Origin of the sequence: Microbacterium sp. K35 (assembly GCF_004794375.1) — a bacterium.
Lineage (GTDB): Bacteria > Actinomycetota > Actinomycetes > Actinomycetales > Microbacteriaceae > Microbacterium > Microbacterium sufflavum.
Window position 1 is genome coordinate 15,752 of record NZ_SSDM01000260.1, and the last position, 13,832, is coordinate 29,583.

Annotated in this window: 12 protein-coding genes; 8 read left to right on the top strand and 4 right to left on the bottom strand. The window is 69.6% G+C overall.

Annotated features, from left to right (window positions below; genetic code table 11):
• Positions 1 to 26: 26 nt before the first annotated feature.
• Positions 27 to 737, bottom strand: a complete 711-nt coding sequence (locus tag DW299_RS09890) for a VIT1/CCC1 transporter family protein (protein ID WP_136036484.1) — start codon at positions 735 to 737, stop codon at positions 27 to 29.
• Between the two features lie 117 nt (positions 738 to 854).
• On the opposite strand from DW299_RS09890, the gene DW299_RS09895 reads away from it, so the two are divergent.
• The 3 genes from DW299_RS09895 to DW299_RS09905 are packed head-to-tail and all read left to right on the top strand — an operon-like array spanning position 855 to position 3,723.
• The gene (locus DW299_RS09895; RefSeq protein ID WP_136036485.1) at positions 855 to 2,120 is read left to right on the top strand and encodes a sensor histidine kinase; all 1,266 of its coding nucleotides are present in this window, start codon (positions 855 to 857) and stop codon (positions 2,118 to 2,120) included.
• Positions 2,108 to 2,797 carry a LuxR C-terminal-related transcriptional regulator gene (locus DW299_RS09900; RefSeq protein WP_136033727.1) on the top strand — a complete coding sequence of 230 codons (690 nt, stop codon included), beginning with the start codon at positions 2,108 to 2,110 and terminating at the stop codon, positions 2,795 to 2,797. Before DW299_RS09895 ends, DW299_RS09900 begins: the two co-directional genes overlap by 13 nt.
• Positions 2,794 to 3,723 (top strand): DUF4097 family beta strand repeat-containing protein, encoded by a 930-nt coding sequence (locus tag DW299_RS09905; RefSeq protein ID WP_136033725.1) that lies wholly within the window; start codon positions 2,794 to 2,796, stop codon positions 3,721 to 3,723. Before DW299_RS09900 ends, DW299_RS09905 begins: the two co-directional genes overlap by 4 nt.
• Positions 3,724 to 3,881: 158 nt before the next feature.
• Here the strand turns inward: DW299_RS09905 and DW299_RS09910 are convergent, their stop codons facing one another.
• Together DW299_RS09910 and DW299_RS09915 are read right to left on the bottom strand one after the other, a co-directional pair.
• Entirely contained in the window at positions 3,882 to 4,772 is an 891-nt protein-coding gene (locus DW299_RS09910) for a rhomboid family intramembrane serine protease (RefSeq protein ID WP_136036486.1), read from the bottom strand.
• A gap of 21 nt (positions 4,773 to 4,793) precedes the next feature.
• On the bottom strand, positions 4,794 to 5,351 hold the full coding sequence (locus DW299_RS09915; RefSeq protein WP_136033721.1) for a peptidylprolyl isomerase: 558 nt from the start codon (positions 5,349 to 5,351) through the stop codon (positions 4,794 to 4,796).
• Between the two features lie 146 nt (positions 5,352 to 5,497).
• On the opposite strand from DW299_RS09915, the gene DW299_RS09920 reads away from it, so the two are divergent.
• A complete protein-coding gene (locus DW299_RS09920) occupies positions 5,498 to 5,995 on the top strand; it encodes a DNA helicase (RefSeq protein WP_136033719.1) in 498 nt (165 codons plus the stop codon).
• Positions 5,992 to 6,474: an aminoacyl-tRNA deacylase gene (locus DW299_RS09925; protein ID WP_206252146.1), complete on the top strand. Its 483-nt coding sequence runs from the start codon at positions 5,992 to 5,994 to the stop codon at positions 6,472 to 6,474. The genes DW299_RS09920 and DW299_RS09925 overlap by 4 nt, the downstream gene beginning before the upstream one ends.
• A 10-nt stretch (positions 6,475 to 6,484) precedes the next feature.
• Here DW299_RS09925 and DW299_RS09930 read toward each other — a convergent pair whose 3' ends face one another.
• Entirely contained in the window at positions 6,485 to 6,907 is a 423-nt protein-coding gene (locus tag DW299_RS09930) for an NUDIX hydrolase (RefSeq protein ID WP_136036487.1), read from the bottom strand.
• A 137-nt stretch (positions 6,908 to 7,044) separates the two neighbouring features.
• On the opposite strand from DW299_RS09930, the gene DW299_RS09935 reads away from it, so the two are divergent.
• The 3 genes from DW299_RS09935 to DW299_RS09945 form a co-directional block, all read left to right on the top strand.
• Entirely contained in the window at positions 7,045 to 7,494 is a 450-nt protein-coding gene (locus tag DW299_RS09935; protein WP_136036488.1) for an iron chaperone, read from the top strand.
• A 50-nt stretch (positions 7,495 to 7,544) separates the two neighbouring features.
• Positions 7,545 to 8,669 (top strand): M24 family metallopeptidase, encoded by a 1,125-nt coding sequence (locus DW299_RS09940; RefSeq protein WP_136036489.1) that lies wholly within the window; start codon positions 7,545 to 7,547, stop codon positions 8,667 to 8,669.
• Between the two features lie 151 nt (positions 8,670 to 8,820).
• Positions 8,821 to 13,832, top strand: a 5,012-nt coding sequence (locus DW299_RS09945) for a beta strand repeat-containing protein (protein WP_136036490.1), incomplete at its 3' end; no start/stop codon positions are given.

Here is a 13,832-nt window from a genome sequence, read left to right on the forward strand (position 1 = left end):
CTTCGTCGTGTGCACGGCGCGGCGGCTCAGACCACCCCGGTCGTTCCGAGGAGCGTGCCGATCAGCCACGTCGCGAGCAGCGCGAGCGCTCCGCCGATCACGAGCCGCAGTGCCGCTCGGCCCGGCGCGGATCCTCCGATCCTCGCCGAGATCGTGCCCGTCGCGGCCAGGGCGATCAACACCGCGACGAAGGTCACCGGGACTCGCCAGTCGGGCGGGGGCAGCAGGATCGCCAGCAAGGGGAGCAGCGCGCCGAGCGTGAACGCGATCGCGGAGGACAGCGCCGCGTGCCACGGGTTGACGAGGTCGTCCTGATCGATGCCGAGCTCCACCTCGAGGTGTGCCGACAGAGCGTCGTGCGCGGTGAGCTCCTCGGCCACACGGCGCGCGGTGTCCTCCGTGAGCCCCCGGTCGCGGTACAGGGAGGTGAGCTCGGCGAGCTCCGCCTCCGGCATCGTGCGCAGCTCTTCCTTCTCCTTGGCGATGAGCGCGCGCTCGCTGTCGCGCTGGCTGCTCACGGAGACGTACTCGCCCAGAGCCATGGAGATCGCCCCACCCACCAGACCGGCGACGCCCGCGGTGAGGAGCGCGGCGTTATCCGTGGTGGCACCGGCGACGCCCACGACCAGCGATGCCACCGACACGATCCCGTCGTTCGCTCCGAGGACACCGGCGCGCAGCCAGTTGAGGCGTTGACCCACTCCGGTGCCGTGCGGTTCTCCCTCGTGGGCTGTCATGCCACCAGTGAAGCAGACGAGGACAGTGGCGAGGGCGGTCCCGGGTAGGGAAAACCCGAACCGGAGTGTCCGGCTGCCTCGGTGCCCGCGTGCCACCCTCCCCCGTACCGTGGAATCATGACCACTCAGCCTGCGCCTCCGGCCGCCGCTCCGGCGAAGCCACCGCTGCGCCTCTTCCTCACGGTCCTGCATCTGGCGGGCATCGGCGTCCTCGGTGGCGGGATCTTCGCCACCCTCGGCGCACTGCTCGGGACGGGGATCGGCCTCGTGTTCGTCGCCGGCATCGGCATCGTCCTGCTCGTCGGTCTCGTCTACGCGCTCTACGGCCTCGGCTGGTTCGAGGTCGCGCGCGTCGCCGGTCTCTACCGCACCCCGCTCGCGCCCCTGCGACTGCAGCCGCGCGATCGTCCCGGCTTCGCCGGCTGGCTCCGCGCCCTCGGGCGACAGGCCGTCGACGGACGCATGTGGCGTGCCGTCGCGAACTTCGCCATCTCGGCAGTGCTGGGCTGGGTCGTGCTCCGCCTGGCCTGGAGCCTCGTGTGGTCGATCATCATCTCCTTCGCCCCCCTGACCTCTGCCGACAGCATCATGGGACCCTTCGGCGGTGCCGGGATCCCCGTCGCCTGGGCTCCGCTCATCGGGATCTTGGGCGTCGCCGCATCGGCGGCCGGCATCATCGGACTCGCATTCCTGCACCGCACCCTGTCCCTGGCGATCGTCGCCCGCAGTCGGGAGACCGAGCTCACGGAGCGGGTGCGTGCCTCGACGGCGCAGCGGGAGGGAGCCGTGCGTGCGGCCGACGTGGAGCGCACCCGCATCGAGCGGGATCTCCACGACGGCGTGCAGCCGCGTCTCGTCTCGGTCGGCATGACCCTGGGCCTGGCCCAGCAGAAGATCGACACCGATCCCGACGCGGCCAAGGACCTCATCTCGGAGGCGCACACCTCGACGAAGGCGGCGATCACCGAACTGCGGCAGCTCGCCCGGGGCATCCACGCCTCGGTCCTCGACGACCGCGGGCTGGACGCGGCGCTGTCCGCACTCGCCGGCCGTTCGCACATCCCCGTGCACCTCGACGTGCGGATGGACGGGCGGTGCAGTCGTGAGGCCGAGGCCGCGGTGTACTTCTCGATCGCGGAATCCCTCACCAACGCGGCCAAGCACTCCCGCGCGAGCGAGGCCCGGGTCACCGTGCGACTGCGCGAGGGCAACGTGCTGTGGGCCCGCGTGGAGGACAACGGCATGGGCGGCGCGCAGGTGCTCCCCGGTGGTGGCCTCGACGGCATCGCGAACCGGATCCTCGCCGCCGGCGGAACGTTCCGTCTGGACAGCCCGCTCGGTGGTCCGACCAGCCTGGAGGTGAACGTGCCATGCGCATCCTGATCTGCGAGGACTCGGTCCTGCTGCGGGAGGGGCTCGTGCGTCTGCTGGAAGACGCGGGTCATCAGGTGGTGGCCGCGCTCACCGACACCGACGGTGTGGCGGAGGCCGTGGCATCCGCCGACCCGGAGCTCTGCATCCTGGACGTGCGGCTTCCTCCGACGTTCACCGACGAGGGGATCCGTGCGGCGCTGGCGCTGCGGGCGACGCATCCGTCCCTTCCGATCCTCGTGCTGTCGCAGTACGTGGAGGAGCGCTACGCGTCTGACCTGATCGCGGCGCAGGGCGGGCCCCTGGGTTATCTGCTGAAGGACCGGGTCGCCGACGTCGCGGAGTTCATCGAGTCCGTGCAGCGGATCGCCGACGGAGCGACCGTGCTCGACCCGGAGGTCGTGGCGCAGCTGCTCACGCGACGCAACCGCGACGACCGGATGCTGCGCCTCACGGAACGTGAGCGCACCGTGCTGGCACTGATCGCGGAGGGCAAGTCGAACCAGGCGATCGCCGGACTGCTGTTCGTCTCCGAGGCGAGTGTCGAGAAGCACATCACCTCCATTTTCCAGAAGCTGGGGTTCGAGCAGGACGAGTCGGGAAACCGTCGCGTGCTGGCGGCCCTGGCGCACATCGAGAACACGGGCGGCCCCACGCCGCCGACCGGACAGACAGGAATGGCACGATGACCACCGAAGATCAGGGCCCCCAGGGCGGCCACACGCCGCTCACCCCTCCCCCTGCGACGGCACCTCACGCCCCGGCCGAGCCCGCACCGATGGTGTCGGGCGGCTCCGGTACCGAGCCCGGACGTTCCTCGGGCGCCACGGCGATCCTCGTGATCACCGCGGTGGTGGGCGGCCTCGCCCTGCTCGGCGCCGGAGGCACGGCGGCGGCCGCAGCCGCGGGCTCCGTGATGTCATCGAGCCGACCCGACTCGGTCCAGACCGTCGGCGTGGACGGGATCGACGGCGTCGACCTCGATGCCGACGCGAGCAGTGTGCGGGTGGAGTTCGGTGACGTGGACGACGCCGAACTGGCGGTCACGAACGGCCGCGGGCAGGCCTGGACGTTCGAGCGGGAGGGCGACGAACTCGTCGTGAAGAGCCCGCGGGGTGTGTTCGGCTGGTGGTTCGGCAACTGGTTCGGCGACGAGGAGGTCGCGGTGCTGACGTTGCCCGAGAGCCTGCGCGACGCCGGTCTGGATGCGAACCTCACGCTCAACGCGGGCAGCCTGGATGTGACGGGTGACTTCGGTGACCTCGAGCTCGACGTGAACGCGGGGTCGCTCGACGTCGAGGGCGCGGCGGAGACGCTCGACGTGCAGATGAACGCCGGGCGCGCCGACATCGTGCTGGACTCGGTGGCCGAGGCCGACCTGGGCATCTCGGCGGGCGATCTCACGGTGGAGCTCACGGGCTCGGCGCCCGCGCGCACATCGGTCGATGCGAGCGCGGGATCGGTCGACCTCACGCTGCCCGACGTGGAGTACAGCCTCACCCAGGACGTGAGCGCCGGCTCGCTCGATGCCACCGTCGATCAGGGGTCGAACGCGCGACACACGATCGACGTCTCTCTCGCAGCGGGGAACGTGACGATCCGACCCGGGCGCTGAGACGCGGGAGCACGGAGGGGCCGGTACTCGGAGAGTGCCGGCCCCTCGGCGCCGTCGCTCACGGCGTCGGCGAAGTTATCCACAGTTCTCTCCACAGCATGGGGAGAATTACACCGATGTTATTCACAGGCGTTAACAACTCTGTTAACAACTCGGGATCAGGCCAAAAGGAGCAGCGGCGGAACGAACGCCACGATCACGAGCAGGAGAACCACCAGGGCCGAGAGGAAAACGATCTGCCACACGCGCTGCTCACGGCGTTTCGTGCGCGTATAGATGAAGGCCACGATCGCGCCCACGATCGCCCCGCCCAGATGCGCCTGCCAGGAGATCCCCCCGGCGAAGAACCCGAAGGCGAAGTTGATCGCGAGGATGACGAGGATCCCGGTCACGTTCGCCCCGATGTGGCGGCCGATGATAAACAGCGACGCGAGGAGACCGAAGATGGCGCCCGATGCTCCGACCGTCCATGAGCCCGGCGCGAGGATCGCGACCATGACCGATCCACCCAGTCCGCTGATCAGGTACAGCGCCAGGTAGCGCGCCCGCCCCAGCATGGGTTCGAGGCTCTGGCCGAGCATCCACAGCGCCAGCATGTTGAGCGCGAGGTGCACGAAGCCGCCGTGCACGAACAGCACCGTCAGCAGTCGCCACGGCTCGAACGGCACCGCGAACAGGTTGGGGTAGAGGAACGGTGCGTAGAAGCCCAGCGCCTGTGTGATCGGCTGGTTGAGCCCGGGGATGAGCTGCACGAGGCCGATGAACGACGTGATCGCCAGCAGCACGTAGGTGACGACGGGCTTGCCGCCGCGGGTCATCGCCAGCGCACCGCCGCGGTTCCCCCAGCGTCGGGCGGCCTTCTTCTGGGCGGGAGTGCGGTTCTTGCGCTCGGCCGCCATGCACTCCGGGCAGATCACGCCGACGGCGGCCTGGGTCTGGCACTCGGGGCAGATGGTGCGCAGACACCGCTGGCAGAGCACGAAGCTCTGCCGATCCGGATGCCGGTAGCAGAAGTTGTCGCGATTGCTCGTGAACTCGGGCGTCGACATCCGGATCGGCCGTGGCTTCCGTCAGGCGGCGACGATGTCGATCGACTGCAGCACGACCGGCTCGACCGGGCGGTCACCGGCCGCGGTGGGCACGGCGGCGATGGCGTCGACGACCTTCTTCGAGGCGTCGTCGGCGACGGCGCCGAAGATGGTGTGCTTGCCCTGCAGCCACGGGGTCGGGTCGGTCGTGATGAAGAACTGCGAGCCGTTCGTGCCCTCGACCTTGCCGGTGATGGCATTGCGGCGCAGGCCGGCGTTGGCCATCGCGAGGATGTAGGGCTCGTTGAAGTCGAGCTCCCCGTTGATCTCGTCATCGAAGTTGTAGCCGGGGCCGCCCACACCCTGACCGAGCGGGTCGCCGCCCTGGATCATGAAGTTGGGGATGATGCGGTGGAAGATGACGTCCTTGTAGAGAGGACCCTCGCCCGGCTTGCCGGTGGCGGGGTGCGTCCACTCCTGGGTGCCGTCGGCCAGGCCGACGAAGTTCTTGACCGTCTTGGGAGCGTGGTCGCCGAAGAGGTTGATGACGATGTCACCGTGGTTGGTGTGCAGAGTTGCGACGTGGGAAGCATGAACCATGCCCTCATTCTCGCAGAGCTTCCGATGAGTGGCCCGGGTCTGTACATCCCCTCGGCGGATGATGCAAGGGGCGGGCGATTCCCTCCCCCCATCCAGGGTGTCGTGGCAAGATGGGGAACCCGTACTCCAATGGACAGGAGAGCATCGTGAGCCTCAGCCGCAAGCGGAAGAAGCAGCTTCGTCGTCTTCAGAAGGACGCCAACCAGCTGTGGGAGGACCAGCAGGTGCTCGTCGGCCACGCCGCCGACGTCGCCCGAGAGGCCGGCCGTCAGCTCGGCAACTTCAATCGGGAACAGCTCGTCCCCGCCGTCCAGGACACCTACAACCGTCGTGTCGCCCCCGTGGTCGACCGCGGCGTGAAGGTCGGCAGGCACGTCGTCGACGACAAGGTCGTGCCGATCGTCGGCGGCGTCGTCGGCACCGCGCTCACCGCGTGGGATGTCGCCAACGCGAAGCGTCAGGGCATCGAATACAAGGCCCGCAAGGCCGTCGCTCCGAAGAAGGGCCCCGGCCTCGGCTCGGTCATCGCGATCGTGCTGGGTGCGGCTGCGGCCGTCGGAGTGCTCTACGCCGCCTGGCAGGCCCTCCGCGCCGACGACGAGCTCTGGGTCGCCGACGACCCGCTGTCGGCTCCCGACGCGTGACCACCCCCGACCCGCACGCGCGGGTGCGGGATGCTGCGGCCGCCCGCGGACTCGACATCGAGATCCGCGAGCGGCCGCAGGCGCGCAGCCTGCACGAGGCCGCGGAGATCCTGGGCATCCCGCCGTCCGGCATCGTGAAGACCCTCGTGGTGAAGCGCTCCGACGACACCTATCTGTTCGCCCTGGTCCCCGGCGGTCGGTCGATCTCGTGGCCCAAGCTGCGTGCCGTGGTCGGCGTCAACAAGCTGCGACTGCCCGAACCCGAGCTCGCCCTCGCGGCCACGGGGTATGAGCGGGGCACGATCGTCCCGATCGGCAGCACGACCGATTGGCCCGTGTACGCCGACGAGTCCATCGTCGGGCAGCGGATCGCCATGGGAGCGGGTGCGCACGGTTACAGCCTGTTCGTGGACGCCGACGACCTGATCGCCGCCTACGGCGCCACCGTCGCCGACATCTCCATTCCCGAGGAGCGCTGACCGCCAGCGCTCAGGCGAGTCCCGCCATCCGGATGGCGATGTCGACCAGCTTGACCCGCTGCAGCCCCGCGACGGCCGCGAGCGGAAACCATTCGGCCCTGTCGGTCGAGCCCTCGGTCTCGAAGCGCAGCCGTCCGCCGGTGACCTCGGCGCGGTAGACGATGCGCAGTGTGTGGAGTGGTTCCGCCGCCTTATGCACCCGCCGCCCTGCCGGGATCACCCGCGAATGGATACCGAGCAGCGCGCCGACCCGCACGGTGTACCCGGTCTCCTCGCGCAACTCCCGGCGGACCGCGTCCTCCGGGGCCTCGCCCGGCTCGAGCCCGCCGCCCGGCATGGTCCACGCCGTGCGACGCCCCTCGATCCAGCGCGCCAGGAGGAGCCGGCCACCCTCATCGGTGACGACCCCGTATGCGGCGACGCGCAGGTCCATGGCTCACACCCTATCCGCAGGGCACGCCACGCTCCGACCACGTGTCGGCCGGCGCACATCGATCACGAATCGAGAAGCGACGGCGCTCGGATGGTTCCTATTCTGTGGAGATCAGCCACACCGAGAGGACGGAAACCATGGCCGCCGACAACGAGAAGAACTTCACCGCCGAGGAGCGCGAGGCCATGCAGGCCGCCGCGAAGGAGGCCCGCACCCGACGGTCGCGTGCCAAGAAGTCACCGGAGGAGCTGAGGGCGGCCGGCGAAGCCGACATCACGGAGGCCATCGACAAGCTCGACGAGCACGACAGGGCGCTGGCGCGGAAGCTGCACGACCTGGTCTCCGAGGTCGCCCCCGACCTGGTGCCGCGCACGTACTACGGCATGCCCGCGTGGGGTCGAGACGGGAAGGTGCTGTGCTTCTTCCAGCCCGCGAGCAAGTTCAAGGTGCGCTACGGGACGTTCGGGTTCGAGCCGATCTCGAACCTCGACGACGGCACCGTGTGGCCCACGGCGTACGCTGTGATCGACCTGACGCCGAAGGACCGGGAGTTCCTCGCGGACCGGCTGCGCCAGGCCATCAGCTGAAGCGCTCCGAGGCCGAGACAGCGACGGCACCCCGGCACTACCGTGGAACCGTGAGCACTCCCCCGTTCCCCGCCTCCGTCTACGCCTCCCGACTCACCCGTGCAGCCGCGCTCGCCGCGGACGCCGGACTCGACGCCGTGGTCGTCGGACCGGGGCCCGACCTCCAGTACCTGCTCGGAGTCGAGGGGGACACGATCGAACGGCTCACGGCGCTGGTGCTCACCCCCGACGCGCGCGCGACCATCGTGGTGCCGCGCATGGAGCTGGCGAAGATCCGCAGCACCGCGGCCGGCGAACTCGGTCTGACCATCGCCGACTGGGTGGACGGGGAGGATCCGTATGCCCTGGTGCTCGCGGCGGCGGGGGAGGTCCAGCGGGTCGGGGTCTCCGACGCGCTGCCCGCGCTCCACGTGGTGCCGATCGCGGAACGCCTCGGAGTGCGCGTCGAGCTGGCGACCCCGGTGCTCCGCGAAGGACGCATGATCAAGGACGACGCGGAGATCGCGGAGCTCCGACGCGCGGGGGCCGCGATCGACGCCGTGCACCGCCGCGTGCCCGAGTGGCTGCGCGCCGGACGGACGGAACGCGAGGTGGCGGACGACATCGCCGCCGCGATCGTCGAGGAGGGCCACCGCACGGTCGAGTTCGTGATCGTCGGATCCGGTCCGAACGGTGCCGACCCGCATCATGAGGTCTCCGACCGGGTGATCGAGGAGGGCGACATCGTCGTGGTCGACATCGGCGGTGCGGTGCCCAGCGGCTACAACTCCGACAGCACACGCACCTACGTCGTCGGCGACCCCGGCGCGGAGGAGGCCGAACGCATCGCCGTGCTCGTGCGGGCGCAGCAGGCCGCGGTCGATGCCGTGCGTCCCGGGGCGACGGCCGCCGAGGTCGATGCCGCCGCGCGCACGGTGCTCGCCGAGGCCGGACTGGGCGAGGCGTTCCTGCACCGCACGGGCCACGGGATCGGGGTGTCGGTGCACGAGGAGCCCTACATCGCTCCCGGCAACGACCTCGTGCTGCGGCCGGGGATGGCGTTCAGCATCGAGCCGGGCATCTACTTCCCCGGTCGGTGGGGAGCCCGGATCGAGGACATCGTGATCGTGACGGACACCGGAGCGGAGCGGGTGAACCTGGCCCCGCACGCGCTCGTCTCCGCCGCTCGGCAGTGACCTTCGGCTATCAGCGAATACCTAAAGTCATCACGGTGAATTCCTAAAGTCACCTATCGTCGCATTTCCAGCGGGGCTGGCCTGCTGAGTGCTGGAGCCCCGTGCTCCGGCGATTGCTGATTCCATCTGGCGGGGGTTGCCGGAGGGTCGGATGTTCGCCTCAGAACACCACAATTTCATCGCGCCGACTGCAGGACTGAACGAGACGAGACGCCGCTGGGCGATCATCGCCCTGCTCGCGCTGCTCGCCAGCCTCCTCGTGACGGTCGTCGCGCCGCCCAAGCCGGCCGAAGCCCAGTTCCAGTTCTCCTGTACGAGTACGGAGGGCGTCGGGTACTTCGTCAACACAGGCTCCGGCTCCGTCTCGATGATCTACACCGGCACCGACACGAACATCCGGAACATCCCCGTCGGCGGCACCCCCTACGGTGTGACGTCGCTCCCGGACGGCTCGCGGGTCTACGTGGCGAACGGCAACGGGTCCGTACAGGTGATCGACACCGCGACCCTCGCGGTCACGACGATCAACCACCCGTCGTTCTCCGCGTCGGTCGGCGCGTGGAGCTCCGCCGACGGCTCGCAGGTGTTCATCTCGAACATCGGGTCCAACACCGTCAGCGTGATCGACACCGCGACCAACACCGTGTCCCGCGTGATCACGGTCGGCGCCGCCGGTTCTCGTCCGGGATGGGTCGATGCCTACGGAAACGAGCTGTTCGTCGCCAAGGACGACGGCACCAACGGCGGGATCTCCGTGATCGACATGAGCAGCACCTCGACGACGACGTCCCGCGTCATCGCGGGAGCGGCTCCGGCGCACACGGTCGCCGTCAACGCCACGTACATCGCCGCCGCCAGCGAGACCGTCCTGTCGATCCCGATCCGCAACAGGACCGCGCCGTCGGCCCTCGTGCGCACCATCACGACCACCGAGCAGATCCACGGACTCACGTTCGTCCCCAACACCAACTACCTCGTGGCCAGTGGCGAGGCCGGACACACGTTCGTGTACGACGCGTCGACCGGGGCGCTGCTGCGGACGTTCACCGCGGGTGGCTCGAACATGCGCGTGCCCGTGGCCTCGCCGATCAGCAACGAGGTCTACATCGCCGGATACTCCACGCCCACGGGCACGCTGGACCGGCTCGTGACCACCGGGGCTCCGGCCACCTGGACCTACACCGCCAATCAGACGGCCCTGCAGAACGCTCCCGACGGCCACACCCCCGCGTTCTCCTGCCTGCCGCCGCTCTCGGGTTCCAAGTCCTTCGCCAAGTCGCCGATCGCTCAGGGCGAGACGACCACCCTGACGATCACGATCAACAACACCAACCTCGCCCCCACCACCGGCATCACCGGGGCGGCGCTGACCGACAACCTGCCCTCCAACATCCGCATCGCACCGACGGGCACGGCGACGACGACATGTACCGCCGCAACACTCACGGCGCCCCCCGGCGGGACGACCGTCAGCCTGAGCGGTGCTTCGATCCCCGCGGCCACCGGGCCGAACGGGGCGATCGTGCCGGGAAGCTGCACCATCACCGTGCCGGTGATCGGCGTCACACCCGGCGCCCAGACCAACACGATCGAGCCGGGGGCTCTCTCCGCGAACATCGTGGGCGAGACGGCGAACTCGTTCTCCGCACCGATCGAGGTGCTTCCCCCGGCGATGCAGATCGCGAAGACGAACGACGACGCCGACGGGATCGTCGACGGCGGACAGACGCTGACCTACTCGATCACGCTGACCAACGCCGGGACGATCCCGCAGACGGGCGTCACCGTCGACGACGTGCTCCCCGCGGGCGTCACCTATGTGCCCGGGTCCACCGTCGCCACGCAGGGCACCACCGTGCGCGACAACGCGGCGGGAGGGACCAACCCCGACCTCGTCGGCGGCGATCCCGTCGCCGGGTCGCTCGTCGGACCGACGGATCCGTTCACGATCCCTCCGGGCGAATCGCTCGTGGTCACCTACCAGGTGACCGTGGACACTCCCGCGCCGGAGACGATCGACTCGTACACCAACACCGCCAGCGCCAGCTCCACCCAGGAGCCGACGCCGATCAGCACGACCGACACCGTGCAGGCCCTGTCCACCCTCGATCTCGTGAAGTCCGCGGGCACGCCGGTCGACGTCAACGGCAACGGGACCACCGACACCGGCGACACCATCGCCTACACCTTCACCGTCACGAACACCGGTAACACCACCATCGCGAACATCGCCGTCACCGACCCGAAGCTCGGCGCGATCACGTGCGACGCCACGACCCTGGCACCCGACGCCGTGGCCACCTGTACCGCGCCGCCCTACGTCATCACCCAGGCGGAGACCGATGCCGGCGCCGTCGACAACAGCGCCACCGCGGCGGGCACCGACCCCAGCGGCGACCCCATCGCCTCGAACGAGTCGACCACCTCGACACCCACCGAGCAGGCCCCGGCACTGCTGTTCGACAAGACGGCCGCCGCCCCGGTGGATGTGAATGCGAATGGCATCACCGACGCGGGCGACACCATCGCCTACACGTTCAGCGTCGCCAACACGGGCAACGTCACGATGAGTGGCATCACCGTCACCGACCCGAAGATCGGCGCGGTGACCTGCGACGTGACCACCCTGGCTCCCGGTGAGGTCGCGAGCTGCACCGCGCCCGCCTACACGATCACTGCCGCGGATCAGGACGCGGGCGAGGTCGCGAACACCGCGAGTGCCACCGGCACCGATCCCGGCGGCACCGCCGTCCCGTCGAACGACGACAGCACCACCACTCCGGTGGTCGCACCCGCACCGGCCCTCGAGATCGACAAGACCGCGGGAACGCCCGTGGACGTCAACGGGAACGGCTCGACGGACGTCGGCGACACCATCGCGTACACGTTCACGGTGACCAACACCGGCAACGTCACCGTGTCGGACATCGCCGTGAACGACCCCAAGGTCGGCACGGTGACCTGCGATGTCACGGCGCTCGGGCCGACGGGAGTCGCGACCTGCACGGCCGCCCCGTACGTGATCACCCAGGCCGACATGGACAACGGCTCGGTGGACAACTCCGCCACCGCGAACGGCACGGACCCGACGGGCGGCCCGGTCGTGACCACCCCCGACACCACGACCACCCCCACCGACCAGGCGCCGGCGCTGTCGTTCGACAAGACCGCGGGGACCCCCGTGGATGTGAACGCCAACGGCATCACGGACGAGGGCGACACCATCGCGTATACCTTCACCGTCACCAACACCGGCAACGTCACGGTGGCGGGCATCGCGGTCACGGATGCCCTCGTCGGCGCCGTCACGTGTGACGTCACCACGCTGGCTCCCGGAGCGGTGGCGAGCTGCACCGCGGCACCGTACACGATCACCGCCGCGGACGAGACGGCGGGTGAGGTGGCGAACAGCGCCTCGGCCGCAGGCACGGACCCGGGCGGTGACGCCGTCCCGTCGAACACCGACACGACGACGACGCCGGTCGTCGCCTCGGCACCGAGTCTCACGATCGACAAGGCAGCGGGTGCTCCGGTCGACGTCAACGGCAACGGGGTGACCGACGCCGGCGACACGATCGCCTACACCTTCACCGTGACCAACACCGGCAACGTGCCGCTCGCCGATGTCGCGGTGGACGACCCGAAGGTCGGCGCGGTCACCTGTGATGCGACCACCCTCGCTCCCGGTGCGGTCGCGAGCTGCACCGCGGCGACGTACACGATCACGCAGGCCGACGTCGACAACGGCTCGGTCGACAACTCCGCCACCGCCACGGGCACCCCGCCCGGAGAACCCGCGATCACCTCCGACCCCGACACCACGAGCACCCCGACCGACCAGACCGCGTCGCTCGTGCTGGACAAGACCGCGGGCACACCGGTCGACGTGAATGCGGACGGCCTGACCGACGAGGGCGACACCATCGCGTACACGTTCACCGTCACGAACACCGGTACCGTCACACTGACCGACGTAGCCGTCGACGACCCGAAGGTGGGCACCGTCACGTGTGACGTCACGACTCTCGCTCCCGGGGCCGTGGCCACCTGCACGGCAGCGCCCTACACGATCACCGCAGCGGACGAGACCGCGGGCGAGGTGGCGAACACCGCGACCGCCGCGGCCACCGACCCCGGCGGCGACCCCGCCCCCACCGCCGACGACAGCACCACGACCCCGGTCGTCGCCTCGGCCGCGGCTCTCACGATCGACAAGGTCGCGGGCGCCCCGGTGGACGTCGACGGCAACGGCATCACGAACGCCGGTGACACGATCGCGTACACGTTCACGGTGACCAACACCGGCAATGTGGCGGTGTCGGAGATCACGGTGGACGACCCGAAGGTCGGCGCAGTGACGTGTGATGTGACCACCCTGGCCCCCGGTGCGGTCGCGAACTGCACCGCGGCGCCGTACGTGATCACCGCTGCCGATGAGACCGCGGGCGAGGTCGCGAACACCGCGACCGCCGCGGGCACGGACCCGGACGGCGACTCGGTCGCCTCCGACCCCGACAGCACGACCACTCCGGTCGTCACGCCGGCGCCGGCGCTGTCGTTTGAGAAGACGGCGGGGACGCCGGTGGATGTGAATGCGAATGGCATCACGGATGCGGGTGACACGATCGGGTACACGTTCACGGTGACGAACACCGGCAACGTGACGGTGACGGATGTCGCGGTCACGGACGCCAAGGTGGGTGCGGTGACGTGTGATGTGACGACGCTGGCGCCGGGTGAGGTCGCTTCGTGTGCGTCGGCGCCGTACACGGTGACGGCGGCGGATGAGGCTGCGGGTGAGGTGGCGAACACGGCGACGGCGTCGGGGACGGCTCCGAACGGTGACCCGGTTCCGTCCGACCCGGATTCGACGACGACGCCGTCGGAGGCGTCGGCTCCGAGTTCGACGATCGAGAAGACCGCGGGTGCCCCGGTGGATGTGAATGGCAACGGGGTGACCGATGTGGGCGACACGATCGCGTACACGTTCACGGTGACCAACACCGGCAACGTCCCGCTGGCCGATGTGACGGTGAACGACCCGAAGGTCGGCGCGGTGACGTGTGATGTCACCACGCTCGCCCCCGGTGCGGTTGCGAACTGCACGGCGGCACCGTATGTGATCACGCAGGCCGACGTGGACAACGGCTCGGTCGACAACTC